This is a genomic window from Streptomyces sp. NPDC000075, from assembly GCF_040301925.1.
Taxonomy (GTDB): domain Bacteria; phylum Actinomycetota; class Actinomycetes; order Streptomycetales; family Streptomycetaceae; genus Streptomyces; species Streptomyces polychromogenes.
Genome location: NZ_JBEPFL010000009.1, coordinates 73,387 through 97,745, shown reverse-complemented (window position 1 = coordinate 97,745; position 24,359 = coordinate 73,387). Strand labels below are relative to the sequence as shown.

Sequence of the window (24,359 nt, the reverse complement as noted above, 5' to 3'; positions counted from 1 at the left end):
TCCGTCCTGCCCCGCCCCGGCCGTGCGCGCTGGCGCCGGTACGCCGGTGCTGTGGCCGCTTTTGCGCTCGCCGCCGTGGGTGTGGTCGGGGTGGCCGCTGCTCCGGCTTCGGCCACTCCGACGATCATTGCCAGTATTCCGCTCGGAGTGGCTCCCGAGTACATGGCGGTTGCCCCCGACGGCGCGCACGCCTACGTCACCAACACCGGCGGCGGGCCGTTCGGAGGCCCGGCGGGCACCACGGTCAGCGTGCTGAACACCGCGACCAACACCGCGGGCACGCCGATCACCGTCGGCAACTATCCGACGGGCATAGCCGTGAGCCCGGACAGCTCGACCCTGTACGTCGCCAACAGCGGCGACAACACCGTCAGTGTGGTGAACGCCGCCACCGGCACCACCACCGCCACCATCGGGGGCATCGTCTCCCCGACCGGGGTGACGATGGTGCCCGGCGGGTCCGAGGTCTACGTCGCCAGCGGGGGTCCCAACTCCTCGGTCAAGGTCATCGACACCGCCACCAACACCGTCACCGCCACCGTCGCGGTCGACGCCTTCCCCCGTAATCTCGTGGCCAGCCCCGACGGCAGCAAGGTCTACGTTGTCACCCAGTCCCACTACACGCTGACGGCCATCTCCACCACCACCCACACGGTGACCGGCAGCGTCACCCTGTCGGAGAGTCCGTTCGCGCTCGCCGTCAGCCCCGACGGCACGACCGCCTACGCCACCCATTCCAACCGCAGCACCGTCTCCGTGGTGAACCTGACCGCCCTGACCGTCACCGCGACGATCACCACCGGCAGCTCGCCCTACGGCGTCGCGTTCAGCCCCTCCGGCACGACGGCCTACGTCGTCAACATCAGCAACGGCACCCTGTCGGAGATCGACACCGCGACGAACACGGTCACCGCGAGCACCCCGATCGGCAACACCGCCGAGACACTGGCCCTGAACCGCACCGGCAGCCGGGCCTACGTCGTCAACGCCCCCTACAGCAGCGCGACCAGCCTCGACGTCATCCAGCTCGGCCCCGACGCCGCGGTGCCGGCCGTCACCGCCCTCGCCCCCGCCACCGGCCCGACGACGGGCGGCACCACCGTCACCGTCACCGGCACCGGCTTCACCGGCGCCACCGCCGTCACCTTCGGCACCACCCCCGCCACCTCCTTCACCGTCAACAACGACACGTCCATCACCGCGACGGCACCCGCCGGGAGCCTCGGCACCGTCGACGTCACCATCACCACCCCCGGCGGCACCAGCCCCACCAACAGCGCCGACCGCTACACCTACCGGGTCCCCGCACCAGCGGTCACCGGCCTCGCACCCGCCACCGGACCCGCCGCGGGCGGCACCTCCGTCACCCTGACCGGCAGCCACTTCACCGGCGCGACCGCGGTCACCTTCGGCGCCACCCCGGCCGCCTCGTTCACCGTGAACAGCGACACCACGATCACCGCGACCGTGCCCGCCGCGAGCGCGGCCGGGCCGGTCGACGTGACCGTCACGACCCCCGGCGGCACCAGCACCACAGGACCCGCCGACCGCTACACGTACATCAAGGACGCCACGAAGCTCTCCGCCGAGCCGGTGCTGATCTCCATCACGCCCGGGCAGCTGAGCGTCAACCTCAACCTGTCCGCGACCCTGACCGACACCACCACTGGTAAGCCCGTTTCCGGTGCCACCGTCGCGTTCAAGGTCGGGACCACTGCGGTGTGCAGCGCCACGACGAACGCGGCGGGTGTTGCCACCTGCACGGGTGCCTGCCCTGTTGTGACCGTGCTCCTCCACCTCGGCTACACCGCCACCTACACCGGCAGCCCCACCCTCGAGGCCGCCACCGCCACCGCCGGCCTGATCCGCATCGGCTGACCCCGCACCGCACCACCAAGCCGAAGTCCATCAAGGCGAAGAAGGAGGAGATGGCCAAGCAGCGCAAGCGCCTCAAGGCTGCCGGTGTCCGCCGGTTCTACGGCGCCCAGGCGCGCCGGCCCCGGCCCCGGCAGAACCGCATCGGCAGCGCCGCCGCCCGCCGCGACGCCCGCGACCTGTCCCGGATGCGGCACTCGAACACCTGGCTGTGGTGACGAGGCCGGGCTGGCTTTGTTCACGAGAAACGGACAGCAGAGGTTCATGACTTCGAGCGGCACCGGACGCTATCGCTGTTCGAATCCTCGCGATCGCCCGTCTCGGCTGTGCTCGACGAAGACAAGCGCATAGAGCAGCCTCCCGGTGCCGGTGGGGGCCGTAGGTACCTCCAGGACCACACCGTGAGGGGTGAGGTGGTCTGCGCGCCCGGCCATCTCGTCGGTTCCGAGCAAGCCGCTTCCTCCCTACGCGGTTTTACCGTGACGCGAGCCGTCACCGTCCGAATGTGACCGAACCCAGACCTCGGCGTTGTTCCGGACATGCGCAAGAATCCCTTCCCCTTGGCCCTGGCAGTCGCAGTTCTGCCGCTTCTGGCAACACCCGTCGCGGCCGAACCGGTCCCGACCACCACTCCGTTCACCACCCCCGGAACGCAGACGTTCACCGTCCCCGACGGAGTGACCGAACTCCAGGTGACCGCCGTCGGTCCGGGCGGCGGCGGAGGAGGCGGAGGCGGGAACAACGACGGACAGCTCACCGGCGGCGGAGGCGGCGGAGGAGCCAGCGGAGCCATCGTCTCCTGCACCATCACCGTCACCCCCGGCAGCTCCCTCGACATCACCGTCGGCAAGGGCGGCGCGGGCGGCAAGGGCGGCGGCACAAGGGAGGACGGCTACGGCGGGGGTGACGGCACCCCGTCCACCATCGGCGTGTCGGGAGAGCTCAGCTACCTTCTTTCCGCCGTCGGCGGAGACGGCGGCTACGGCGGCAGGAGCTCCACGCCGATCATCACCAGCGGCAGCGGAGGCGGCGGCGGGAAAGCCGGGCCGGAAGAGTACACGAAGTGCTCCGGGACGAACGTCACCATGCTCCAGGGAAACCCTGGTGAGAAGGGCGGCGACGGTGCCACCAACAGCCCCGGCGGAGGAGGCCACGGAGGACTCGCCTCCCAGCACTTCGACCAGTGCGGAGGGGCCGGCAACGGCCGCACCGGCGGGCAGGGAGCCGCCGACCGCAAGCTCGGGCCGACCGGCACCCCGGACCACCAGAACGCCACCGACGGGTACACCGCCACCGACGGCTGCATCCTGATCAGCTACACCACCTCGTAGGGGTGGACCCCGACATACGCCCGCCAGGTTGGCCGGCCCCGTCCGACGGGCGGGGCCTCACCCGTGAACCCCGGCAGGGCCCCAGAACGGTGCGCTGACATCCAAGATCAGTCTCACTGGGATTTCCTGCACCTCAACCACTTGCGTACGACGTCCCTCCGAGTCGCCCGGGCAGACAGCGCAGGGCCGGCGTTCGAACCTGAGGTGCCTTCAGCGCCTCCCAAACGTGAACAAAGCCACCGGGCACCGTCCGCCGAGCGGACCGCCCGATGCCGACACTGAGTGGAGCCCATCGAGTGGAATCCACTCAATGGCCTCCACCGGGTGGCGTCCACTGCGGCGCTCACCGATTGACGGTGGACTCCACTCTCGGGCGCACCACGATGGCCCGCACCGCACCGGATGCGCACCATCCGCACTCTCGCCCGCACCTGGTGCGCCGCACCTGCACTCCGGCCCAGCACGAGCCACCCCTTGTCCAGGTTCGGCCGGCCCCTTGACCGGGGTCGGCCCGCCATCACGGTGATGACGGCGGGCCGAAGTTCTGCCATGCGGTTCAGGAGCGGCCGGGACCCGGATATCGCCGCGCACAAGACGCCAACGAGGACTTTTCCAGCCGATCATGTCCTGAGCCAGATGACAAGGGCTGCCGCTGCGGCCGTGCCACTCTAGTGATGGGGGAGCCACCAGACGCCGCCTGCGATGAGCACAACAGAAATAGGTACGACCAGTGGCCAGAGGAACCGGATTCGTCGTCGTGAAGGCGCCGGCTGGGCGGACGACGGTGGCGGCGCGGCCGGCACGTCCGGTGGGAACGGGGCGGCCCTCTCGACGACGGGGGGTTCTGGGTCCTCCCATGCGTCCCATACTCCCGGGCCACCCGTGCCCTGCCGGGCGCGTCGCAGGACACCGCGTCCTTCGCGGCGCCAACGGATCCCGGCAACGTCTGTGAACTCGACGGTGATGTGTTGCAGGTAGGCGTACTCGTCAGACTCTGTGGGCGGCAGCGTGAAGTCGTCTTCACCCGGCCGCGAAGGGGCACCTCGCCCCTCACTTCGCCGCGGAATGCTGCAGACCCTCGACCTGAGCCCGCGAGACCAGCTCGTCGATCAGCCGGACCCCCCGCCCTCGAGGGCTGCGGCTCGACTGCCTCGCTGATCTCGGCCTCGGCCACGTTCTCACTGGTCATCGACGCATCCTCCATGATCGGGAGCTACACCGAACGATTTACAGTCCCACGAGTTCCCACAACGGCTGGGCTGCGAGCGGCCGTCATCGATGGTGGTCGAGAGACCGTGTCCTGGCCGGCCGGCTGCCGAAGGCTCCACCGCCGCCACGAACGCGAGGCCGACCACTTCCTCGCCTTGGTTGGTGGCGGGCTTGGTAAGGCGGATGCGACCGGCTCCGCACCTCTACAGCCGCTCGGGGGGGATGGCTGTGTAGGCCTCGTGCAGTGCGGTGAGGACGGGATGCTCGTTCGGGAACCGAAGGTCGTCGATGGCGCTGATGGGCCGGACTCCGAGGGTCGTGCTGGTGGCGAAGGCGGCGGCCATGTTCGGGAGGTCGGTGAGTCGCACGGGCGCTGTGGTCTGCTTCGGGGCGTCCACGCTCCGGAGCAGGAGCATGGTCGTGCCGCTCAGTGCGGGCGCCTCGGGCCAGATGACGGTTCCGTCGTCGGTGACGAAGCCCGGGTTCCATGTGGTGCCTTCGGAGATCCGGCCGTCCGGTTCGGTGAAGAGGGCGTCGTCGAAGCCGGCGAGCTGGGCGTCGCGGCGGATCCGTAGCTGTGGTTGGAGGCCGAGGTGCTTCACCGTAGCGTTGTCGCGGGAGAAGGTGAAGGATCTGGTGGTGAGCGGTGAGGGCAGGCCGGCGCCGACGGGGCGCAGGTTCACCAGGACGTGTGGATCTTGGCCTTGGCTGGGGCGTCCCATGTCGAGTGCAGGGTCGAAGATCGTGACGCGGACGCCGACGGCCCCGCTGACTCCTCGGACCGCTTTGCGGATGTAGGTCAGCGTCCGCTCGCGGTCCAGGTCGACGCCGAATACGGTGCTGCAGTCCCTGACCAGGCGGTCGAGGTGGAGTGAGAGGCCTCGGGCGGCGCCGTCCTGGAGCCGGATGAACGTGAAGTGCCCGTAGTTCGTGAGCGCGAGGGCCTGAAGGTCCTCGAGGGTGACGGGTGTTCCGTTGAGTTCGGCCACGTGTGCAGTCTTGCAGCCGGCCGGAGGTGGCACACAGTCCACGCTCAGCCGAACTGGTGGTGGAGTTCGGCGGTCAGGTCCGGCATCAGGGGGGCGGCGCGCTGGATGAGGGCGCGCAGGGCGAACAGGGCGAGGGCGGGGTCGTCGGGGGCGCGGTGGGCGGCCAGGTCCAGCAGTTGGGCGGTGGCTTCGGCTGCCTCACGGAGGCTGAAGGTCTCGGGGGTGTAGGCGCGCAGCATGCGTTCGTGGTAGCGGTGCAGGAAGGGGGGCGGGGTGGAGTGGGCGGGGGGTTCGTAGTCGGTGAGAGCGGCGCGGACTGCGGCGAGGGGCTGGTGGAGGCGGGTTCGGACGGTGTGCGTGAAGGCGGTTTCGGTGAAGTCGGCTCGCTGGTGTTCGGGGTTGTCCAGGGCCAGGCCGAAGCGCACCGCGTCGGCGCCGTGCCGGGCGAGGAGGTCGCGGGCCAGGACCAGGTGGCCGCGTGTGGTGGAGAACTTGGCGCCGGCCAGGTGGAGGAATTCGTTGGTGATGATCGCGGTGGGGGCGGTGAGGTGGCCGGCGGCGAAGCCGAGGCACAGGTGGGCGAGGGAGAAGAAGAAGGTGTTGTCGTAGCCGAGGAACTGCACCAGTTGGTGGCCGGAGTCCTTGGCCCAGGCGTCCTTGGCGGCGTGGGTGAGGCCGGGCAGCATCTCGGCCCAGACGTTGAGGACCTGGCCGGGGAAGCCGTCGACGGGGACGGGGATGCCCCAGTCGGCGGGGTAGCTGACGGGAAAGTCCGGAAGGGGCTGGGACAGCATCTCGCGGACGAAGCGCAGGACGTGGGGGCGCATGCCGTCGCGGTGGCGCGTGTAGTGGGCGGTGATGCGGTCCCGGTGGTCTTCCAGGGGCAGGACGAGGATGTTGACCGCGCGTTGTCCGGGGGCCTCGTCGCCTTGGTCGTCGGTGCAGTGCAGGAGGGTGGCCGGGTCGTTGGGGTGTCCGCAGATCTCGCAGATGGCGCCTGAGGTGGTGGCGAGGCATTCGGGGCAGTGTCCGGTGGCGAAGGCCTCCAGGAGGTGGCGGCCGCTGCGCGGGTCGTAGGGGAAGGTCCAGGTGCGGCGGGCCAGGCGGCCGGTGCGGTTCAGGTGGGTGAAGAACTGCTGGACGTGAGTTCGGTAGGCGTCGTCGGGTTCGGTGTAGGCGTCGATGGCGATGCGGGCGAGGTCCAGGGTTTCGCGGATGGCGCGGCCGTATCCGGCGGCGAGGGTGGCAGGGTCCCGTTTTTGGGTCTGGGCCATGGTGACGACGTACGTCTGGTGGTGGTCGGCGCCGGTCACGTAGCGGGTGCGGTTGCCGAGCATGCGCTGGGCGCGGCAGAAGACGTCGGCGGCGAGGTAGGGGCCGGCGAGGTGGCCGACGTGCAGGTCGCCGTTGGGGGTGGGGGGTGTGGCGGTGACGAGGAAGGCCCGGGTCATCCGGCTGTTCCGAAGGGGGTCTGGGACCAGATGGAGACCAGTTCCAGTGCGTGGTCGTCCGGGGTCTCGAAGTGGTGGACCTGCTGGGCGCCGATGATGAAGGCGTCGCCCTGGCCTATGTCGGTGGCTTCACCGTCGACGTGGACCCGGCCCTTGCCGCGGGCGACGTAGAAGTGTTCGAGGTCCTGGTGGGAGTGGGGGACGGTGCGGGTGGCGGGGGGCACGGTGCAGATGCCCATGCCTGTGTCGGAGGGGCCGGAGTGGTCCCAGGGCAGGACGCGGCGGAAGGTGCAGCCGTGTTCCTGGTGGGCGGGTGCCTGGTCGCGGCGCTGTATGGGCAGGGGGCTCACTGGTCGGCTCCTACGAGGTCGTCGGTGTGGGCTGCCGGCGGGTGGGGGGCCTTGCCGTCGGGTGGGGGGCCGAAGGCCGCGTCGAGGATGCGGGCGGCCCGGTGGGCGAGGACGGACAGCACCGGACTGGTGGGGCCGTGGGTGTGTTCGGCGGCGCCGTGCAGGAAGACGCGCGGGCGGAAGCCGGGGGTGGTCTGCACCGAGTAGTCGCGGCGGATGAGGAGTTCGGAGCGGCTGTCTCGCATCAGGTGGGGTTCGAGGTCGTCGAGCAGGCCACCGCTCTCGCGGTGGTCGAAGCCGGTCGCGAGGATGACGGCGTCGTAGCGGTCGTGGACGGTCTGCCCGGTGAGCGGGTCGCGCAGGGTGACGTGGGCGAGCGTGCCGATGGTGTGGCAGTCGGCGAGTTCGGTGAAGGGGGACAGCCGAAGCCGCGCGGTGCCGTGCACGCGCTGGTCGTAGAGGAGCTCGGCGATGGCCCGGATGTCCTGCTCTTCGACGGCGCCGTAGTTGGTGGTGCGCAGGTCGGTGAGGAGGCTGCGACGGCGGGCGGGGTCGGCGGTGTGGAAGAGGTCGACCGCGTCGGGTTCGTAGATCGCGTTGGCGAGGGGGCTGTTGACGGCGGGCAGGAGGGCGAAGCCGCGGTGGGCGAGGGTGATGTCGGCGGCGGGGAACTCGCGGGCGAGGTAGCGGAAGATCTCGGCGGCGCTCTGTCCGGCGCCGGTGACCAGGAAGCGGTGGGGCAGGTCGTGGCCGCGCAGGTGGAAGGGCTGAACGCTGGAGAGGAAGGTGCTGCTGTGGAAGACGGAGGGGCTGAGGGCGGTGCCGGGCGGCAGGAGCGGGCGGCCGCCCGGGGCGAGGGAGAGGTGCCTGGCGGTGGTGGTGCGGGATCTGCCGGCCGCGTCGCGGTGGTCGACTTCCAGGTGGGTGACGCTTCCGTCGGTACCGGACACCGGGCGGATGCGTACGGCGGTGGCGGCGTAGGTGACGTGGGGGGACAGGGCGCGAGCGGCCCAGGCGAAGTAGTCGGCGTATTCGAGGCGGCTGGGATGCAGCGTCCCGAGGCTGAGGAACCGCTCCAGGCGGCCGTGCGTGACGAGGTAGTTGGTGAACGAGTAGGGGCTGGTAGGGGCCTGTGCGGTGACCAGGTCCTTGAGGAAGGCGATCTGCATGCGGGTGCCGTCCAGGAGCATGTCCGGGTGCCAGCTGAAGGACGGACGGGACTCCAGGAAGTGGAGGCGGGAACGCACGGCGGGGCTGCGGGTGGATGCGCAGAGCGCGGCGAGGGAGAGGTGGGAGGGACCGAAGCCGATGCCGAGCAGTCCGTGCTGGGTGTGGGGGCCGTCGGTCATGCGGCACGGTGTTCGGCGAGGCGGTGGATGGTGGCGCCGTCGACGATGAGGTCGCGCAAGGTGAGGGGGAAGCCGGCCTCCTGGGCGAGGGTGCGGACCCGTAGGGCGGTGAGGGAGTCTCCGCCGAGCTCCAGGAACGAGCTGTGGATGTCGACCTCCTCGGTGCCGAGTGCGTCCGCCCAGATCCGGGCGAGGGCGGCTTCGTCCGGCGTGACGGCCGTGGCGGGTGTGCGGGCTGCGGTCGGCGGGCCGGCGGGGGCGGGGTGCGGCAGTCGGGGTGAAGGGGTGTCGACGCTGGTCAGGAGCTTGCCCAGGGATTCGGTGGTGTCGTCGGCGATGGTGCGCAGGGTGGTCAGGAAGGCGCTCATCACCCGGTCCACGGTCTCCCGGTCGAAGTGCGCGCGGTCGTATTCGACCTGGAAGACCAGCTCGTCCTGGGCTGATACGCCGATGGTCAGGGGGTAGTTGGTCCAGCCGCGGTTCGGTCCCTGGTGGATGGTGAGGCCGCCGCTGCCGGCCCAGCCGATGCCGTGCGGGATGTTCTCGAAGACCAGCAGGGACTCGAAGAGCAGGCGGCCGCTGGGCAGGTCGGGGTGCTGTTGGATCAGGGGCAGCGGGTACTTCTCGTGGGTGTGGGCGGTGAGCTGGGTGTCCTGGACCTGGTGCAGCCAGTTGGTGAGCGGCGTGTCGGGGTCGACGCGCAGACGCAGGGGGAGGATGTTGACGAAGATGCCGGCCATGTCCTCGATCCCGGAGAGGGCGACAGGGCGGTGGGTGATGGTGGTGCCGAAGCAGATGTCGTCGCTGCGTGTGAACGCGGCCAGGACAGTGGCCCAGGCCGCCTGGATCAGGGAGTTGGGGGTCAGGCGCTTGGCCCGTCCGAAGGCGAGGAGGCGCTGGGTGGGCCCGGGGCCGAAGGGGTGGACGGCCCGGGCGTGGAGTGCGCGGTCGCTGGCGGACAGGTCGGGGCGGGCGGTGCGGCCGATGAGGGTGGGGCCCTTGTAGTCGGCCAGGCGTTCGGTCCAGTAGGCCCGGGAGTCGGTGGTGTCCTGTTGGAGGACGAAGGCCACGTAGTCGCTGAACGGGCGAGCGGGCGGCAGGATGGGGGCGGCGGTGTCCCGGTCGGCGCGGTAGATCTCAACGGCGTCGCGGAGCAGGACGAACAGGGACCAGATGTCCAGGACGAGGTGGTGGTAGGTCATCACGAGCCGGTGCCGGGTGGGGCCGGTACGGATGACGGCCAGCCGGAACAGCGGCGCCCGCTCAAGCACGAACCCCTGGCGCTGGTCGGCGGAGAGCCACTCCCCCAGCTCGGCCTCCTGGTTCTGCGGGTCGTGGTCGCTCCAGTCCAGGACGGTCCACTGGGGCTCGGCGTCGGCCTGGACCGCGTGGAGGGGGTCGGTGAGACCACGGGTGACGATACTTGTGCGCAGGATCTCGTGGCGGCGGGCGACCTGGTGCCAGGCCCGGTGGAAGGCCTCGACGTCCAGTTCGCCGTCGAGGGTGTAGAGGAGCTGCTCGACATACACCCCTGACTCAGGGTCGAGCAGGCAGTGGAAGAGCATGCCCTTCTGCATGTCGGTGAGGGGGAAGACCTTCGTGATGCCGTCCGGGTCGGCGGCGTCGCGACGGAGGCGGGCGAGGTCGCTCTCTGCGACGGAGAAGCCGGGGGCGGCGAAGGGCCGGCTCTCCTTGCCGTTACGGCGGCGGCCCTCGACGAGGGCGGCCGTCTCGGCGACCGTGGGCGTGGCAAAGAACTGGGTGGAGCTCAGACCGAGGCCCTCGGCGTTGGCCTTGGCGGCGATCAGGAAGCCCTGGATGGAGTCGCCGCCGAGGGCCAGGAAGTCGTCGTGGACCCCCACCCGGGGAAGGCCGAGGACATCGGCCCACAGTCCGGTGAGATAACGCTCCAGGTCGGTGCGGGGTTCCTGGTACTCCTCCGCCAGCTCGATGCGCTGCCCGTCCTGGGCGGCGAGGGCGCGGCGGTCAACCTTGCCGTTGTGGGTGAGGGGGATGACGTCGACGAGCGCGAAGGCGGCGGGGATCATGTAGTCGGGCAGGGATGCGGCCAGATGGGTGCGCAGGGCCGCGGCGACCGGGGCGGGGCCGGTGACGGTGAGGTGGGCTGTCAGGCGCTGGTGGCCGCCATGGCCGCGGTGCCCGGAGACGACGGCTCCGGTGACGCCGGGGAACTCCCTGAGGCGGGCTTCGACCTCGCCGAGTTCCACCCGGTAGCCGGCCACCTTCACCTGGTCGTCCATGCGGCCGTGGAGTTCGAGGCAGCCGTCGGCGGCACGTCGGCCGAGGTCGCCGGTGCGGAAGATCCTGCCCTGCGGGCTGTCCGTGAACTTCGCGGCGGTCAGGTCGGGCAGCCGGTCGTAGCCCTCGGCCATGCCGGTGCCGGCCAGGCACAGCTCACCGGTCTCGCCGTCCGGGGCGGGCCGCAGATCCCCGTCGAGGATCAGCGGGGCGAGCTCGGCCGGGTAGCCGATGGGCACGAACCCGTCGTACGTCGCCCCGGGCAGGCACTCGAAGTTGCTGGCGTACAGCGCCTCGGTGAGGCCGTACATGTTGAACAGGCGGGCGCGGGGGCCGGTGGCGAAGAACTCCCCGGCCAGGGCGCCGGGCATGACGTCGCTGCTGCAGAATACGTAGCGCAGGGAGGTGTTGGCGGCGAAGGCCGGGTTCTGGAGCATGCCGGAGATCAGGGCGGGCACGGTCAGCAGGTTGCAGACCCCTTCGGCGTTGATGATCTCCACCAGGCGGTCGGGGTCCTTGTGCTCGCCGGGCGGGACGATGACGGCGGTGCCGCCATGCAGCAGTGGCCAGAACACTTCGCGCACCAGGTTGGTGATGCTCAGGGTGGTGCGCAGCAGGTGGCGTTCTCCGGGCTGGAGGGCGAAGGTGTCCTGGAGCCAGCGCTGTCCGCTGACCAGGGCGCGGTGGGTGAGCATCACGCCCTTGGGGACGCCGGTGGAGCCGGATGTGTAGAAGATGAAGGCGAGAGCGTCGTCGGGGACGGTCACGGGATCGAAGACCGTTTCCTCCTCCAGGAGGTCCTCGACGGCGACGACGACCGTGCCCTGAGGGTACGGGGCCGCGAGCAGCGGGCGTTCGGTCAGAACCAGGTCCGTGCGGGCGAACTCCAGGATGGTGTTTCGGCGGGCCGCCGGGTCCTCGGGGTCGACGGGTACGCACACGCCTCCGGCCCGCAGCAGGCCGACCAGAGCGGGCATCAGGAGCAGCGACCGCGACAGGTGCAGGCCCACGCGGCTGCCCAGGCCCACCCCCCTGGCCGCCAGACCGGCCGCGATCCGGTCCGCCCGCGCTTCGGCCTGCCCGAACGTCAGCGTTTTCCCCTGGCAGAGAGCCGCTGTCCCGGCCCCGTCTCGTACGGCCTGAGCGGAAAGCAGTTCATGTAATACAGGCATGAGCGGACACCGTCTTTCCGGAGGAGGGTGCGCTGCGGATTGGGGAACCTGCCGTATGGACATCTTCAGCCATGGTCGCCAGCAGATCTGACGGTGGGAAGGGCACGATCCGGCCGACCCTGATCACTACCGGCCCACCATGCCGACGCACCACAGCTGCCGCCCGTCGCCCCTTGAGGACGGGCTTCCCCTGCGCCGAGCAGTTTCGGAATCGAGAGCGGTGAGACCCGCTCATTTCGGTGAGCTGGAATCCGCCGCGCTGGCGAGCGGGGACCGGAGGAGGAACCACCGAGATCGTCCGAGTCAGACGACTGGCGAAAGGGGCCACATTCCCACCCCTGCGCAACGCTGGCTGAAACAGAGCACCACTTGCCCTCACGTCAGGTGAGATCTTGTGGGGCGGGAAGCCGACGTCCTCGCGGGAGACTAAACCGGCGGCTCGAAGTGTGAGCCAGCCGGGTGCGCAAGCGGCGGTGGGGCAGCCGCAACAGCGCCGGCCCAGTGCCGCCGGGGTCCGCGCCGGAGGCGTGGGGTCCGGCTGTGGACTCGGCCACGACTCGTGACCCGGAGGGGCACCGATGGCTGACGCGTCGTGTGGACGAAGGATTCGGTAGCAGGTGCGGGGACCCATCCGACCCGGCCGAGGAGGCGAGCCGTCACCATTCGAGGGTGCGCCCCGGGATTGTCCGGTCGCGAGGGCTCGGTCAGCGCGATCTCGTCGAAAGCATGAGCGAGGTACCGGACGCTGTTCGGCCGCCTGGGGCCAATTGAGTGAGATCCCACGGGAAAGGCAGACTCCGGCCTCGGCCGGTACGGCATGATCAAATGGAAAGGCCTGTCGCCGGCGCTCCATGGAGCCGTCCGACCTCGCCCGAGGAAAGCGTTCTCAGCCCGGAGACACGGTTCAGCGAATCGTCGAATCAGGAGATAAGAGCATGGTGGCCAAGCCCATCCCTGAAGGACAGCACAGCATCGCCCCCTATCTGGGGATCAAGGACGCGGCCAAGGCCATCGAGTTCTACAAGAAGGCCTTCGACGCAGTCGAGGTGTTCCGCCTTGACAGCCCTGACGGCCGTGTCGGACATGCAGAACTGAAGATCGGCGACTCCACGTTGATGCTGGCCGACCCCACTGACGTGGAAGGAGGGCTGACCGCAAGCCAGACGCTCGGCGGGGCGGCCGTCGCAATCCACCTGTACGTCGAGGACAGCGACAAGGTCTGCAGCCAGGCCGTTGCCGCCGGAGCCACCCAAGTCCGCCAGGTTCAGGACCATTTCTATGGCGACCGCAGCGGAGCCCTGAAGGACCCGTTCGGCAACCTGTGGTTCATCGCCACCCACAAGGAAGACCTGACCTCCGAGGAGGTTCGCAACCGCGCCGCCAAGCTGTTTGGCTGAGAGTGAGATATCGCGCTTTGAGGCGGGGCTGGGGCCCGGCGGGCGCGCTATCACTGAGTGGTGATCAAGATTCTTCACCGCGGTCTTGCCACCACCGTTTTGGTCATCGCTGCGCTGGCCCCGTCGTCCCCAGCCCGCGCCACGACGACCTTCAGGTCATCTGGTCTGATGGCGAGGTCGACATGTCGCAGAGCATGGGTCTGTCAAACGAGCGGTGTAACTCAGGTTGTTGGAGTTACTGACGGGCTGCGGAGAGTCGGCCGTCGAAGGTGATGTCGAATGCGTTCAGCGCGGTCTTCCAGCGCATGGTCCAGCGGGCCTGGCCCTTGCCGGTGGGATCGAGCGACATGATCGCCATGTAGACGCACTTCAGGGCGGCCTGCTCGTTGGGGAAGTGCCCACGGGCCTTGACCGCCCGCCGGATCCTCGCGTTCACGGACTCGATCGCGTTCGTGGTGCAGACGATGCGGCGGATCTCGGTGTCGAAGCGGAGGAACGGCGTGAACTCCTCCCAAGCGTTCTCCCAGAGCCGCACGATCGCCGGATACTTCTTCCCCCAGACGTCGGCGAACTCGGCGAACCGCTCGAGTGCGGCCTCCTTGGTCGATGCCGAGTAGACGGGCTTGAGTACCTTCGCGATCTTGTCCCAGTCCTGGCGGGCGGCATAGCGGAAGGAGTTCCGCAGCAGGTGGACCACGCAGGTCTGGACGGTGGTGCGGGACCAGACGGTCTCGACTCGCGTCGGGCAAGCCCTTGAGCCCGTCACAGATCAGCATGAGGACGTCGTTCACGCCGCGGTTCTTGATCTCGGTGAGAATGTGCATCCAGTGCTTGGCGCCCTCGCCGCCGTCGCCGGCCCACAGCCCGAGAATGTCCAGCCGCCCCTCGGCCGTGACCGCCAAGGCCACGTAAATGGGCCTGTTGGCAACCGCGCCGTCACGAATCTTCACGTGGATGGCGTCAATGAAGATCACGGGATAGACGGCGTCGAGGGGCCGGTTCTGCCATTCGGCCATGCCCTCGAGGACCTTGTCGGTGATCGTGGAGATCGTCTGGCGGGAGACTCCGGCGCCATAGACCTCGGCCAGGTGGGCCTGGACCTCACCGGTGGTCAAACCCTTCGCGGAGAGCGAGATGACCATCTCGTCCACGCCTGACAGACGCTTCTGCCGCTTGCGGACAATCTTCGGTTCGAACGAGCCGTCACGGTCTCGGGGCACGGCTATCTCGACCGGACCGACGTCTGTCAGTACGGTCTTGGCGCGGGTGCCGTTCCGTGAGTTGCCGCCGTTCTTCCCGACCGGATCGTGCTTGTCATAGCCAAGGTGGTCGGTGATCTCGCCCTCGAGGGCGGACTCCAGGAGCCGCTTGGTGAGCTGCTGGAGCAGTCCGCCCTCGCCGGTCAGCTGCAGGCCCTCGGCCTGAGCCCGGCCCACCAGCTCGTCAATCAGTCGGTCGTCCACAGACTTCGCCGGCGCTGCCTCACACGGTTCGGTGGTCTCGGCCTCGGTCATGTTGTTGCTGGTCATCGATGCATCTTCCATGATCGGGAGTTACACCGAACGTCTTACAGTCCCTCCCCGAGGTGTGGCGCTCCCCGCCTTGCCTGAGTGACTCCCGAATTCGGTTCCTGGTGCGGCGTGAAGCGGACCATCATGTCGAGCGTGGACGAAGAGGGGGCTGGTGTCGTGGACTGCGCCCCGTCGGCGGCAGGGCGGGCTGGGCCGTCTGGTCGCGGTGTTCAGTGGGGTGGCGTCTGACGGCGGGGTGGTCTCCTAGCTGTCGGGGCCCGGACGGCGTGGGGGTGGTCGGTGAGGTACTGGCTGAGGAGGGAGTGGATGTCCGGGTCGGGTGTGAGGCCGAGGGCGGTGGCGCGTTGGTTGTCGAAGACGGCGGGCCATGAGGTGACGATGGCTTGGACGGTGGGGTCGGGTCGGTGGGTGATCAGGTCGGTGGTGGTGTCACCCGCGAGGTGTTGCAGGGCGGTGATGATGTCGGTCACGGTGACGGTGAGGGCGGGCAGGTTGACCGGCTCTGGTCCGTCGAGGCGGCCGGGGCCGTGGCCGCGTTCTGCTTCCGCCAGGCGCAGGAGTCCCTGGATGGTGGTGCGGGGGGAGGCGAGGGCCACGGGAAGCTCGGGTGGGACGGGGCAGGTGGCCAGCCGGCCGGCGAGGGGTTCGCGGATGAGGGAGGACAGGAACCCGGAGGCGGCCGCGTTGGGGGTGCCGGGGCGGACGGCGACGGTCATCAGCCGGGCGGTGCGTCCGTCGAGGTAGCCGCGGCGGGTGTAGTCGGCGATCAGGTGCTCGCAGACGAGTTTTTGCATGCCGTAGCTCGAGTGTGGTACCGGGGCGGTGTTCTCGCTGACTGCCTGTGTGGTGGGGTGGTCTGGGCGGGTGCTGTAGACGGCGAGACTGCTGGAGAAAACCAGCCGTACCAGCGGTCCGCCGGCGGCTACCTGGGTGCGGGCGGTGTCGAGCAGGGCGCGGGTGGTGTCGATGTTGGTGCGCATACCGAGGTCGAAGTCGGCCTCGCAGGCGGCCGACACCGCTGCGGCGAGATGGAACACCACGTCCACCGGATGGCGAAAGAGATCTGCGAGGCGGTCGTTGAGATCGCCGTGGACGACGTCGACGAGCGGATCGGCGGCCAGTGCCCCGTCGGGCGGGGTGAGGGTGTCGGCGAGGACCAGCCGGCTCAGCGGCGTGCCCGCGAAAGTCCGCTGGGCCAGGAGCGTTCGGGTCAGGCACTGTCCGAGGAACCCGGACGCGCCGGTGATCACCACCCTCACCCGCCCTCTCCCTTCCCCTCGGCCGGTCCGCGGGCGCGCCCATGTACGACCACGGCCGGCGGCGTCACCGGCCGGCGGCGTTCTCGGTGAGGACGAGCGGCATGGCGTCGATCAGCCGCGTGTCCCCGACCCGTACGGCGGCAAGCAGCCACGCCGGCCCCCGCTGCGGCGCGTCCTCCAGACCGGGTCCTGTCAGCTCCAGGTACAGCGTCTCCACGGGAACCTGACCGAGCCGGGCCTCGTCCAGCAGCCCGCGCGCGACCCCCAGCACCTCACTCACCCGGCCGCCGCGGGTAGCGGTTTCCACCCCGGCCGCAAGGGCGCGCGGCAGCGCGAAGGCCGCGGTGCGCTCGGCGGGGGAGAGACGGGCGTTGCGGCTGGACAGCGCCAGGCCGCCCGCCTCCCGCACGGTTGGAACGGCGACCACCTCGACGGGTACGTCCAGATCGAAGACCATGCGCCGGAACAGGGCCAGCTGCTGGAAGTCCTTCTCGCCCAGGAACACTAAGTCGGGCCGGACGAGGTTGGTCATCTTCAGCATCACGGTGAGCACACCCTCGAAGTACCCCGGCCGGCCCTCGCCCTCCAGCCCCTCGCCCAACGGCCCCGGCACCACCCGCACCAGCGGCCCACCCCCGCGGTACACCTCGACCGTCTGCGGCAGGTACACCACGCTGGCGCCCTCCGCTGCGCACAGCGCATAGTCCGCCTCCGGCGTACTCGGATAGGTGGCCGGGTTCTCGTATTGCAGCGGATTGACATACACCGTCACCACCACGTGGTCGGCGCGCTCGCGGGCAGCACGGATCAGCACCGCGTGTCCGTCGTGGAGGGCGCCCATGGTGATGACCAGGCCGATCGTTCCCCTCAGCCCGGCCCGGGCCTTGGACAGGCTGTCCCGGTCGGTTGTCACGAGCACGCGATCGGCCTCCTCATGGGCGAGTACTGCGCCCTGCTGCGGCGGCAACCTACCCTCCCGCCCGCTCCGGCCAAACGCCGCCGCCGGCCCCGCGAGCCTCGCCGCTCTCCGCCTCCTCCGCCCTCGTGCAGCATTCACAGACCCGCTCATGGCGCTGGGGGAACGATTTGGCATGGGCTGTTCGGCCCTGCGTCGGGAGTGAAGGGGCCCGGTGTCGGGGACCCAGGAGCAGACGACCCCCAACCGTCAGGGAGTTCCCGTGCCTCAGCTCCTGCGAACCGATACCGCGGCCGTGGATTCCGGCAGTGCACGCCGGCTCGCTACGGACGGCTACCTGCCCCTGCCCGGCCTCCTCACCGCCGACGGCCTGACCCTGCTGCGCCAGGAAGCAGCCGCTCTCGAGGCCCTGGCAGGCCGCCGTGACTTCGCGATGGCCTGCATGGACGACTCACCACGCCACATGACGACCCTCGGCGGCCAGATCATCGCCGAAACCTCCCAGACGATCCCAGCGCTCTACCAGGACCCCCACCTCGTCGCACTGCTGGGCCAGGCAGCGGGTGAGCCGGTCACCGGGATCACTGATCCGGTCGAGCGGCACGTCCTGAACATCCTGCACCAGGCCGGCGACACCCACGGCGCACACACCGACGACCAGCCCTACGCCCTCGTCCTCTTCCTCGAAGCCCCCGCCGACCCGGCCGACGGCGGACTCCTCCACTTCCTGCCCCACGCCGGTTCCCTGCGCGACCTCGACACCGCCCACGGAGCCCGCACCGTCCACCACCGCCCCGGTGACGCATACCTCCTGCGTAGCGACACGACCGCACACCGCGTCACTCCCCTGATGCGGCCGGGTCTGCGCCGCACGGTCCTGAACTTCGCCTACACCACCCCCACCGCCCGGCCCCACCCCACCGGCTCGGCCACCGAGCTCTACACCTGACGCCACGCATGGCCACCGTGAGGTGACCCGCGAGGGCCGATTCCGCCGGTGAGGAGTCCGCCGACGAAGGGGCTGGCCGAGGCGGACCGGGCCGCCCCTGCCGGGCGGCCGGGGGTGCGTGCTTGTGATCCTTCGATGCCGAGTGGCGACTGATTCTGCTCGTCTATGACCACTGCGGAGAGTCTGCAAGGAATGCCTTCTGCCGCGTTGGAGGGTGGGGAGGGGGCTGACATCTGAAGGTTGACGGGAAGGGCGCGCGAGTGGTGCTACATCAACGGTCGGACGTGCAGAACTTGAGCAATGTCCAGTGGCAGGCGTATGTCCGTACAGTCCAGCAGATGCACAAGGAGGGCACCTACGACGAACTGGCGCGCATCCATTTCGACAACGAGCAGCACTTCGCCGGCCAGCCGCTGTTGCTGCCGTGGCTGCGGGCCTACCTGGCGGTCTTTCAGGAGAAGCTGCACGCGATCGACCCCAACGTTACGGTGCCGTACTGGGACTGGTCGCGAGACTCCAAGGCACCGCAGCGCTCCGCGATCCTGAGCAACACCTATTTCGGAGGGAACGGCGGTCGAGGCGACGGACGTCCGGTTACCAGCGGGCCGTTCGCGAACTGGATCGTGAAGACCCCAACTCCCCACCAGCTCGGCCGCGACTTCTCCAACGGCTCCAGCATCCCTGCTTGGACCTGCCCCGACGACCTGGACACGTGTCTGCAGCGCAGCAGCTACGACGACTTCAGGCAGGCCATCGAGACGGGACCGAAAGCCTCCGTGCACGCCGGGGTCGGCGGCCGGGTCGGGGACATGTCCGACAAGCAGGCGCCCAACGATCCCCTTTTCTGGTCGCACATCGCCTTTGTCGATCTGCTGTGGGCCGAGTGGCAGGCACGCAACCCCGACCAGGCCACCGACTTTCCCGGGGACGCAGACCAACACCTCGCCGGTCTGGGAACACGCAAGGTCGCCGACACCTTCGACACCAAGAACCTCGGGTACGTCTACCCCCGGTGGTCTGCTCAGCCGGTGCTATGACCACACCGGGCCACGCCGCGTAGCGGGAAGGCACCAGAATCCGGGCATTCGCCGGGGTGGCGGTCCCTTCGGATGCGCGGCGTGGCCCGAATCCCGGCCGCCGTGCCGCCACCCCTGGAGGACCACCGGAGCCCGGCCTGGCCCGACTGCGGGCTCTGCGGCGCACGCCGGGCAATCCCAAGGGGAGCCCGGGAGGCGCTGGCCTCCATGGCGAGCGTGAGGCCGGCCCAGAAGAGCAACTTGTCCGCTGGGTCAGTCACTCGCTGCGGCAAGAGCGCCGCCGCACACCTCCCCTGACTCCACGCCGCCTCGTCGCGAGGTGAACGGCGCTTTGTGCACGTTTTGTGCGATGTCTCCCTGGGGATGTCTCGGCCTATGGATCTTGACGAGCTGAGCCAGGCTGAACGCAGGCGATGGGTGGAGACGCACACCGCCGCGGTGCGCGCCTTGTCGATGGCAACCGCAGGCAAGGAACCCCAGGTCAACACCGCAGACGAACGCAGCCTGAGCTACGAGTGCGTCTTGGGAGACGGCTCACGACCAGACCTGGTCTCGGTCGTAGGCACCATTCCCGACCTGGCCCGGACTCTTCAGGAGGGGCGAGCAGCACGGCAAAAGCCCTGAGTGAGTTCACTCCGCGGGTGATCACGTTCTGGCCGGCGTGAGAGGCAGACGCGACCTTCCTACTCACGGCGGGCCTCGCACCGGAGCTCACCGCCACCCTGTGGGAGAAGATCGGCGGACTTCGCCGTCCCAGGCGAAGCGCCGGACTTACGGGCTTGCCGTCAGGCGGCGTCCTGGAAGGCGGCCGAAGGCCGGTCTGGGGCCCGCGTTGCAGCTCGGTGTTGCACCGCCGTCCGGTGCCGGAAGGCAAGACGAAGGCCCCGGGGGTCACGACGCCCCGGGGCCTCCACTTCGCTGACCTCCCCGCTCAACGAAGTGCCGGGTGCCTGTCACGCCCACCTTCGTGCTGCCTTCTGTCAGGGGGCGTCTCTACCCTGGCGTGATGACACGGTCTGAGTTCAAGTTCGCCTACCTGCAGCCGCTGTTCGCGGACGTGGAGCGACTGCGTGGAGAGGGCGCCTACCGGCAGCTGCCGGCACCGCAGCCGTTGAGCAGCCTCGCGACGGACGATGCACCGCTGGGCATGTACTCCGCGGCCACGCTCATCCGGAACTCCTACAGCGCGGGGGTCGCCCACGCCGATGCGCTGCGCAGGCTCGTGCACGCCCGGGAGGTAGACCCGCAGAGCCCGTGGACCCTGATGCGGGGAGCGCTGGAGAACTTCGCCACGGCCGTCTGGATCCTGGGCGGCAACGACCGCACCGAGCGCCGCCGACGCACCCTGGCCCTGTGGCGTGAGGACATGCGCAACCGGGCCCAGCACGAGGAGGACACCGACCACCAGCCGGGCCCCAGTGGCAAGACCGGTCGCGAGCGCCGCCAGGACATAGCCGACCTCGCCCTGTCCCTCGGCATTCCCACCGCCTCCCTCGGCAAGCCGGAGGCGGGGAAGGTCATCGGGGAAGCCGCCGAGGACGCCGGCCTGAAAGCCCGAGAGGTCTCCGCAGCCTGGCGCGCGGCGTCAGGGTTCGCCCACGGCCGGTACTGGCCCAACCTCCAGGCATCCATGCCCATCGACGCCGTGCGCGGCGGCCCCGACCACTACCTGATGGCGCTGGTCATCGACGAGGACCAGCACCGCCCGCTGACACAGCACACCAGGAAGCTGCTCCACCGACTGCACGACAGGTACCAGGCCAGGGCCACAGCCCACTGACCACGCAGTGAAGCCCACCAGGCGCCGATGACTCGGGGCGCTTTCGCGCACAGCGTCGCTGGCCTCCCTACGAAGGTCCGCGCATACGGTCTCCCGCCGGCCGAGGGCAAGCGCGACGACCCGCGGCGGCCGGCCTTCGTCCGCCGGCAGTGTGGCTAGCATCTCGTCGTGGTGAGGTCGCCCTCCACTTCCACGGCCAGGACGCGGAGTGCCGGTGTAGGTTCTGGCAGTGGTCGTGCTCGGCGCCCTGGATGGCGGGATCGTGTTCGGCTACGAAGCCGCAATCCGTCGCAGGTGACAGCGGACACTGAGAATTCCCCACAGGCGGGCGGCCAGTTGCTGGGGAGATATCTGGCCGACGACGGTTACCTGCTGTCACCGAGACGCCAGTGCGCCGAGCTCTGATGCCAACGCTTCTCCAGCCGAAAACCTGGTGCTCGAATCCACGATCCCGACCATAATGCGCAAATCAACCGGGACCGGAGCAGAGCGAGCAGTAATGAACCACGACGACCATGCGCACGAGGCAGAGCAGCGTGCGCTGCTGATCACCGGAACCGTCGGGGTCGGCAAGACGTCGGCCGCCGACCTGCTGGGCGATCTTCTCGCTGACGCCGGTCTGCCTCACGCCATCATGGACTTGGACCGCCTGTGCCAGGCGTGGCCCGCCCCGCACGACGACCCATTCAACTCCGGCCTGCTGCTCCGCAACCTGCGAGCCCTGAGCGCCAACTACCTCGATGCCGGTGTGCGGCACCTCGTCCTGGCCGGAGTGGCCGAGAACAGGGCAGACCGCGATCACTACCAAGCTGCCATCGGAATGCCGCTCACGGTGTGTCGCCTGACGGCAGACCTTCCCGTCGTGCACAGCCGACTCAGGCGCCGCCATGAAGCTGACAGCGACCTCAAATCCCTGCCCTGGCACCTGGAACGCGCCGGCCGGCTCGACCAGATCCTCGTTGAGGCCGGCGTCGCCGACTTCACCATCGACACGACCCACGTACCGCTCGCGGCCGTCGCGTCCGCCGTTCTCAAGGCTGCCGGCTGGACCTGACCCGACACATGAAACATCGCGGCGCTGGTCTCGCTATGCGGCGCCGTAGATGTTCATCGTGACGGCCTGTGCATGGAGCAACTGGCCGTACGCGGGGAATGTGAACTGGCCGCTGACACGCAGGGCTGGCGACCGGGCTTGTCACCGGTGCCGCGGTCTGGGCCGGGCAGTCGTGTGCCCTCGCCACGAAGAGGGAACCGTGACGATCAGGCGTGCGATGCGGCCGGCCCGCCGTTCCATGCGGCGGGTGATGTGGGTGCGGGCCGGTGCGTCGGGGGCGTTCCACAGGGCGAGGATGTCGCGCCAGATCCGGTCGCGCCATGCCACCAGGACGAGCATCGTCAGGCGGACGCTCGCTCGGCGGCCGGCGGGCAGGCGTCGTAAGACCGTGGTGGTGCGGCAGCGGTAGCGCTCGGCCAGCATGTCCGTGCACTCGAGGACCGACTGTTCCAGGATGCGGTTGACGCGGAAGTAGTCGTGGCGGTAGCGGCGCAGGAGGTGTTGGTCGATGTGCGTGCGGTTCGCCTGGAGGTAGGCGTGGACGACGAGTCCGAGGTCGTGGTTGATGTGTGCGTTGATGCCCAGGATCGCGCTGCGGTACGGCGCTGCGGGTCCGTGGGCGGCGTAGCAGGTGGCCAGCCGCCAGGAGGTGGCGGTCACCGGTGTGCCGTGCAGTGAGTTCCGGGTGGCGATGAGGGCTTCCTCGGCGAAGAGGCCGGTCACCTCGGAGAGCCACCCGGGTTCGAGGAAGCCGTCGTGGTCCTCGGTCAGCAGGACCTCGACGACCCGGCGGGTGATGACGACGTAGACGTCGAGGAAGACGGCGCGGTCGTCGCCGGCCTCGCGGAGCCGCTCGGTGAGCAGTTCGAGTGCCTCGAGGGCCTCCGGTGCCGTCCGGGGCCGCCAGTTGATGTTCTCGGTCGTGATCCGCACCCTGTGCTCCGGTCGCCAGTGATCGTTTTCGTGCTGACAAGCTAGCGGGTACGGAAGCCGCAAGGACCGGAACCCGGGAGACTTCCCGTCCGCGGCAGGGGCGCCGGGCCGCACCGGATGCGCCCGCCGGGGCTGTGCACAGCCTCGCTGCTGCCGCACGGCCGAGGTGAGCCGCTACGGCTGCCCCCCTGCCGCACGGCCCTTGCGCGGCAGGGGAGAACAGAGTTGTGCTTCTGCCGGACTCCGCGGCACGCAGGGTGGGCGGAGGGGGCGCGTACGGGCGGTCCAGGCGGTCGGATCCGAGCGGTACCCGGGCGGGTTAGGCTCGGCCCTGGGCGTTGCCCGCACCCCCTTCCGCTCTCACCGCCGACCGGTTCCGGAGCCCTGTTGAACATGTCGTCCGCCATGACGTCCCCACCCATCGCCTGTCTGCTGTCCGAGGCGCGTGATCGTACGGACGTGGTGGTCGGGGCGCTTCTGGAGCGCGTGGAGGCAGGTCCCGCCCAGGTGCTGGCCTACCAGTGGGGTCTGCGGGACGCCGTCGGCCGCCCCGTGCCCGCCGGCGGAGGCGGAAGGGGCAAGGCGGTGCGGGCCGCGCTGGTGTTCGCGGCCGCCCGGGCCACGGGCCGCCCCTGCTCGGACCCCCTGGTGCCCGCCGCGGCCACCGCCGTCGAGATGCTGCACACCCTCTCCCTGCTCCACGACGACGTGATGGACGGGGACGAACTGCGGCGGGGGCGTCCGGCGGCGTGGCGGGTCTTCGGCCCGGACGCCGTCGAGAACGCCGTGCGCCACTTGACCCCGCACGCCGTCGGCCTGTTCTTCGACGAGGCAGCCGGCCCGGACGCGGACCCGACGGTCCCGCCCCGGGACCCGGAGGTGTTGAGGGGCCCCGCACACGCGGCAGGCGTACTCGGTGCGGCCCTCGTACGGCTGGTCCAGGGCCAGGCCCTCGACCTCGCTCTGGAGCAGGAGGCGGCCCCGGGCGTCGCCGCGACCTTGCGCGTGCACGCCGACAAGACGGGCTCGCTGTTCTCGTGCGCCTGCGAGTTGGGGGCGGTCCCGGCCGCGGCCGCACGACTGGCGGCCTTCGGGGAACACCTCGGCCTCGCCTTCCAGATCGTCGACGACGTACTCGGCATATGGGGAGACCCCCTGGTGACGGGGAAGCCCGCCGGCTCCGACCTGACGGCCCGCAAGAAGTCCTACCCGGTCGCCGTCGCCCTGGCCCCGACGGCCGCATCGGACAGCGCCGTCGACGACGCCCGCCGAAGGCTGGCCCACCTCTACGCCCGCACCGAGTCCTGGACGGCGGCGGAGACCGACGAGGCACGCAGACTCCTCGACCGCACCGGCGCCCGCTCCGTGGCAGAGGCGGCCGCGCGTCGCCACGAACGGGCGGCCCTCAAAGCCCTGTCCCGGATCTGCCTGCCGGACGAGGAGGCGGGGCAGGACCTGAGGGCACTGGCCGCGTTCGTCACCGGCCGCCTGTACTGATCACCGACGGGACCCGGTAG

Annotated in this window: 18 protein-coding genes and 1 pseudogene; 10 read left to right on the top strand and 9 right to left on the bottom strand. The window is 69.8% G+C overall.

Annotated elements, in window-relative coordinates; all coding sequences use genetic code 11:
- Window positions 1–147 precede the first annotated feature (147 nt).
- The 3 genes from ABT403_RS13520 to ABT403_RS13510 all read left to right on the top strand — a co-directional run bounded on the left by ABT403_RS13520 (window position 148) and on the right by ABT403_RS13510 (window position 3,206).
- Complete coding sequence (locus ABT403_RS13520) at window positions 148–1,878, top strand: IPT/TIG domain-containing protein (RefSeq protein WP_344151698.1); 1,731 nt, start codon at window positions 148–150, stop codon at window positions 1,876–1,878.
- 50 nt (window positions 1,879–1,928) lie between these two features.
- On the top strand, window positions 1,929–2,093 hold the full coding sequence (locus tag ABT403_RS13515) for a hypothetical protein (RefSeq protein ID WP_425580111.1): 165 nt from the start codon (window positions 1,929–1,931) through the stop codon (window positions 2,091–2,093).
- A gap of 321 nt (window positions 2,094–2,414) precedes the next feature.
- Window positions 2,415–3,206 (top strand): glycine-rich domain-containing protein, encoded by a 792-nt coding sequence (locus ABT403_RS13510; RefSeq protein ID WP_344151694.1) that lies wholly within the window; start codon window positions 2,415–2,417, stop codon window positions 3,204–3,206.
- Between the two features lie 1,412 nt (window positions 3,207–4,618).
- On the opposite strand, the gene ABT403_RS13500 is transcribed toward ABT403_RS13510, so the two are convergent.
- Genes ABT403_RS13500 through ABT403_RS13480 form a run of 5 tightly spaced genes read right to left on the bottom strand, consistent with a single transcriptional unit; the run spans window position 4,619 to window position 11,985 of the window.
- Window positions 4,619–5,404, bottom strand: coding sequence for an aminotransferase class IV family protein (locus ABT403_RS13500; RefSeq protein ID WP_344151691.1), 786 nt, complete (start codon window positions 5,402–5,404; stop codon window positions 4,619–4,621).
- A 44-nt stretch (window positions 5,405–5,448) separates the two neighbouring features.
- A complete protein-coding gene (locus tag ABT403_RS13495; RefSeq protein WP_344151688.1) occupies window positions 5,449–6,855 on the bottom strand; it encodes a class I tRNA ligase family protein in 1,407 nt (468 codons plus the stop codon).
- Window positions 6,852–7,205 carry a cupin domain-containing protein gene (locus ABT403_RS13490; RefSeq protein WP_344151685.1) on the bottom strand — a complete coding sequence of 118 codons (354 nt, stop codon included), beginning with the start codon at window positions 7,203–7,205 and terminating at the stop codon, window positions 6,852–6,854. The genes ABT403_RS13495 and ABT403_RS13490 overlap by 4 nt, the downstream gene beginning before the upstream one ends.
- Window positions 7,202–8,554 carry a lysine N(6)-hydroxylase/L-ornithine N(5)-oxygenase family protein gene (locus ABT403_RS13485; protein WP_344151682.1) on the bottom strand — a complete coding sequence of 451 codons (1,353 nt, stop codon included), beginning with the start codon at window positions 8,552–8,554 and terminating at the stop codon, window positions 7,202–7,204. Before ABT403_RS13485 ends, ABT403_RS13490 begins: the two co-directional genes overlap by 4 nt.
- Entirely contained in the window at window positions 8,551–11,985 is a 3,435-nt protein-coding gene (locus ABT403_RS13480; RefSeq protein ID WP_344151679.1) for a non-ribosomal peptide synthetase, read from the bottom strand. The genes ABT403_RS13485 and ABT403_RS13480 overlap by 4 nt, the downstream gene beginning before the upstream one ends.
- Before the next feature lie 935 nt (window positions 11,986–12,920).
- On the opposite strand from ABT403_RS13480, the gene ABT403_RS13475 reads away from it, so the two are divergent.
- The gene (locus tag ABT403_RS13475) at window positions 12,921–13,382 is read left to right on the top strand and encodes a VOC family protein (RefSeq protein WP_344151676.1); all 462 of its coding nucleotides are present in this window, start codon (window positions 12,921–12,923) and stop codon (window positions 13,380–13,382) included.
- A gap of 235 nt (window positions 13,383–13,617) precedes the next feature.
- Here the strand turns inward: ABT403_RS13475 and ABT403_RS13470 are convergent.
- The 3 genes and pseudogenes from ABT403_RS13470 to ABT403_RS13460 all read right to left on the bottom strand — a co-directional run bounded on the left by ABT403_RS13470 (window position 13,618) and on the right by ABT403_RS13460 (window position 17,092).
- Window positions 13,618–14,896: pseudogene (locus ABT403_RS13470) on the bottom strand (IS256 family transposase).
- 227 nt (window positions 14,897–15,123) lie between these two features.
- Window positions 15,124–16,173: a D-erythronate dehydrogenase gene (denD, locus tag ABT403_RS13465; protein WP_344151673.1), complete on the bottom strand. Its 1,050-nt coding sequence runs from the start codon at window positions 16,171–16,173 to the stop codon at window positions 15,124–15,126.
- Between the two features lie 64 nt (window positions 16,174–16,237).
- Window positions 16,238–17,092, bottom strand: a complete 855-nt coding sequence (locus ABT403_RS13460) for a 4-phosphopantoate--beta-alanine ligase (protein ID WP_344151670.1) — start codon at window positions 17,090–17,092, stop codon at window positions 16,238–16,240.
- A gap of 292 nt (window positions 17,093–17,384) precedes the next feature.
- Here ABT403_RS13460 and ABT403_RS13455 point away from each other — a divergent pair, with 292 nt between their 5' ends.
- The 5 genes from ABT403_RS13455 (at window position 17,385) to ABT403_RS13435 (ending at window position 21,909) form a co-directional block, all read left to right on the top strand.
- Window positions 17,385–18,038 (top strand): HalD/BesD family halogenase, encoded by a 654-nt coding sequence (locus ABT403_RS13455; protein ID WP_344151667.1) that lies wholly within the window; start codon window positions 17,385–17,387, stop codon window positions 18,036–18,038.
- A 338-nt stretch (window positions 18,039–18,376) separates the two neighbouring features.
- Window positions 18,377–19,075 (top strand): tyrosinase family protein, encoded by a 699-nt coding sequence (locus ABT403_RS13450; RefSeq protein WP_344151664.1) that lies wholly within the window; start codon window positions 18,377–18,379, stop codon window positions 19,073–19,075.
- A 375-nt stretch (window positions 19,076–19,450) separates the two neighbouring features.
- A complete protein-coding gene (locus tag ABT403_RS13445; RefSeq protein WP_344151661.1) occupies window positions 19,451–19,699 on the top strand; it encodes a hypothetical protein in 249 nt (82 codons plus the stop codon).
- A gap of 382 nt (window positions 19,700–20,081) precedes the next feature.
- Window positions 20,082–20,855, top strand: coding sequence for a hypothetical protein (locus ABT403_RS13440; protein WP_344151658.1), 774 nt, complete (start codon window positions 20,082–20,084; stop codon window positions 20,853–20,855).
- A gap of 499 nt (window positions 20,856–21,354) precedes the next feature.
- Complete coding sequence (locus ABT403_RS13435) at window positions 21,355–21,909, top strand: DEAD/DEAH box helicase family protein (protein ID WP_344151655.1); 555 nt, start codon at window positions 21,355–21,357, stop codon at window positions 21,907–21,909.
- Between the two features lie 141 nt (window positions 21,910–22,050).
- On the opposite strand, the gene ABT403_RS13430 is transcribed toward ABT403_RS13435, so the two are convergent.
- Window positions 22,051–22,842: a DUF5995 family protein gene (locus ABT403_RS13430; protein WP_344151652.1), complete on the bottom strand. Its 792-nt coding sequence runs from the start codon at window positions 22,840–22,842 to the stop codon at window positions 22,051–22,053.
- 405 nt (window positions 22,843–23,247) lie between these two features.
- Between ABT403_RS13430 and ABT403_RS13425 the strand changes: the two genes are divergently transcribed.
- Complete coding sequence (locus ABT403_RS13425; protein WP_344151649.1) at window positions 23,248–24,339, top strand: polyprenyl synthetase family protein; 1,092 nt, start codon at window positions 23,248–23,250, stop codon at window positions 24,337–24,339.
- The last annotated feature ends 20 nt before the right edge of the window (window positions 24,340–24,359 follow it).

Bases quoted from the DNA above. Each gene is read 5' to 3' on its own strand.
- ABT403_RS13515 (WP_425580111.1), top strand. From the start codon at position 1,929: ATGGCCAAGCAGCGCAAGCGCCTCAAGGCTGCCGGTGTCCGCCGGTTC.
- ABT403_RS13510 (WP_344151694.1), top strand. From the start codon at position 2,415: ATGCGCAAGAATCCCTTCCCCTTGGCCCTGGCAGTCGCAGTTCTGCCG.
- ABT403_RS13495 (WP_344151688.1), bottom strand. From the start codon at position 6,855: ATGACCCGGGCCTTCCTCGTCACCGCCACACCCCCCACCCCCAACGGC.
- ABT403_RS13485 (WP_344151682.1), bottom strand. From the start codon at position 8,554: ATGACCGACGGCCCCCACACCCAGCACGGACTGCTCGGCATCGGCTTC.
- ABT403_RS13480 (WP_344151679.1), bottom strand. From the start codon at position 11,985: ATGCCTGTATTACATGAACTGCTTTCCGCTCAGGCCGTACGAGACGGG.
- ABT403_RS13475 (WP_344151676.1), top strand. From the start codon at position 12,921: ATGGTGGCCAAGCCCATCCCTGAAGGACAGCACAGCATCGCCCCCTAT.
- ABT403_RS13450 (WP_344151664.1), top strand. From the start codon at position 18,377: ATGCACAAGGAGGGCACCTACGACGAACTGGCGCGCATCCATTTCGAC.
- ABT403_RS13445 (WP_344151661.1), top strand. From the start codon at position 19,451: ATGGATCTTGACGAGCTGAGCCAGGCTGAACGCAGGCGATGGGTGGAG.
- ABT403_RS13440 (WP_344151658.1), top strand. From the start codon at position 20,082: ATGACACGGTCTGAGTTCAAGTTCGCCTACCTGCAGCCGCTGTTCGCG.
- ABT403_RS13435 (WP_344151655.1), top strand. From the start codon at position 21,355: ATGAACCACGACGACCATGCGCACGAGGCAGAGCAGCGTGCGCTGCTG.
- ABT403_RS13425 (WP_344151649.1), top strand. From the start codon at position 23,248: ATGACGTCCCCACCCATCGCCTGTCTGCTGTCCGAGGCGCGTGATCGT.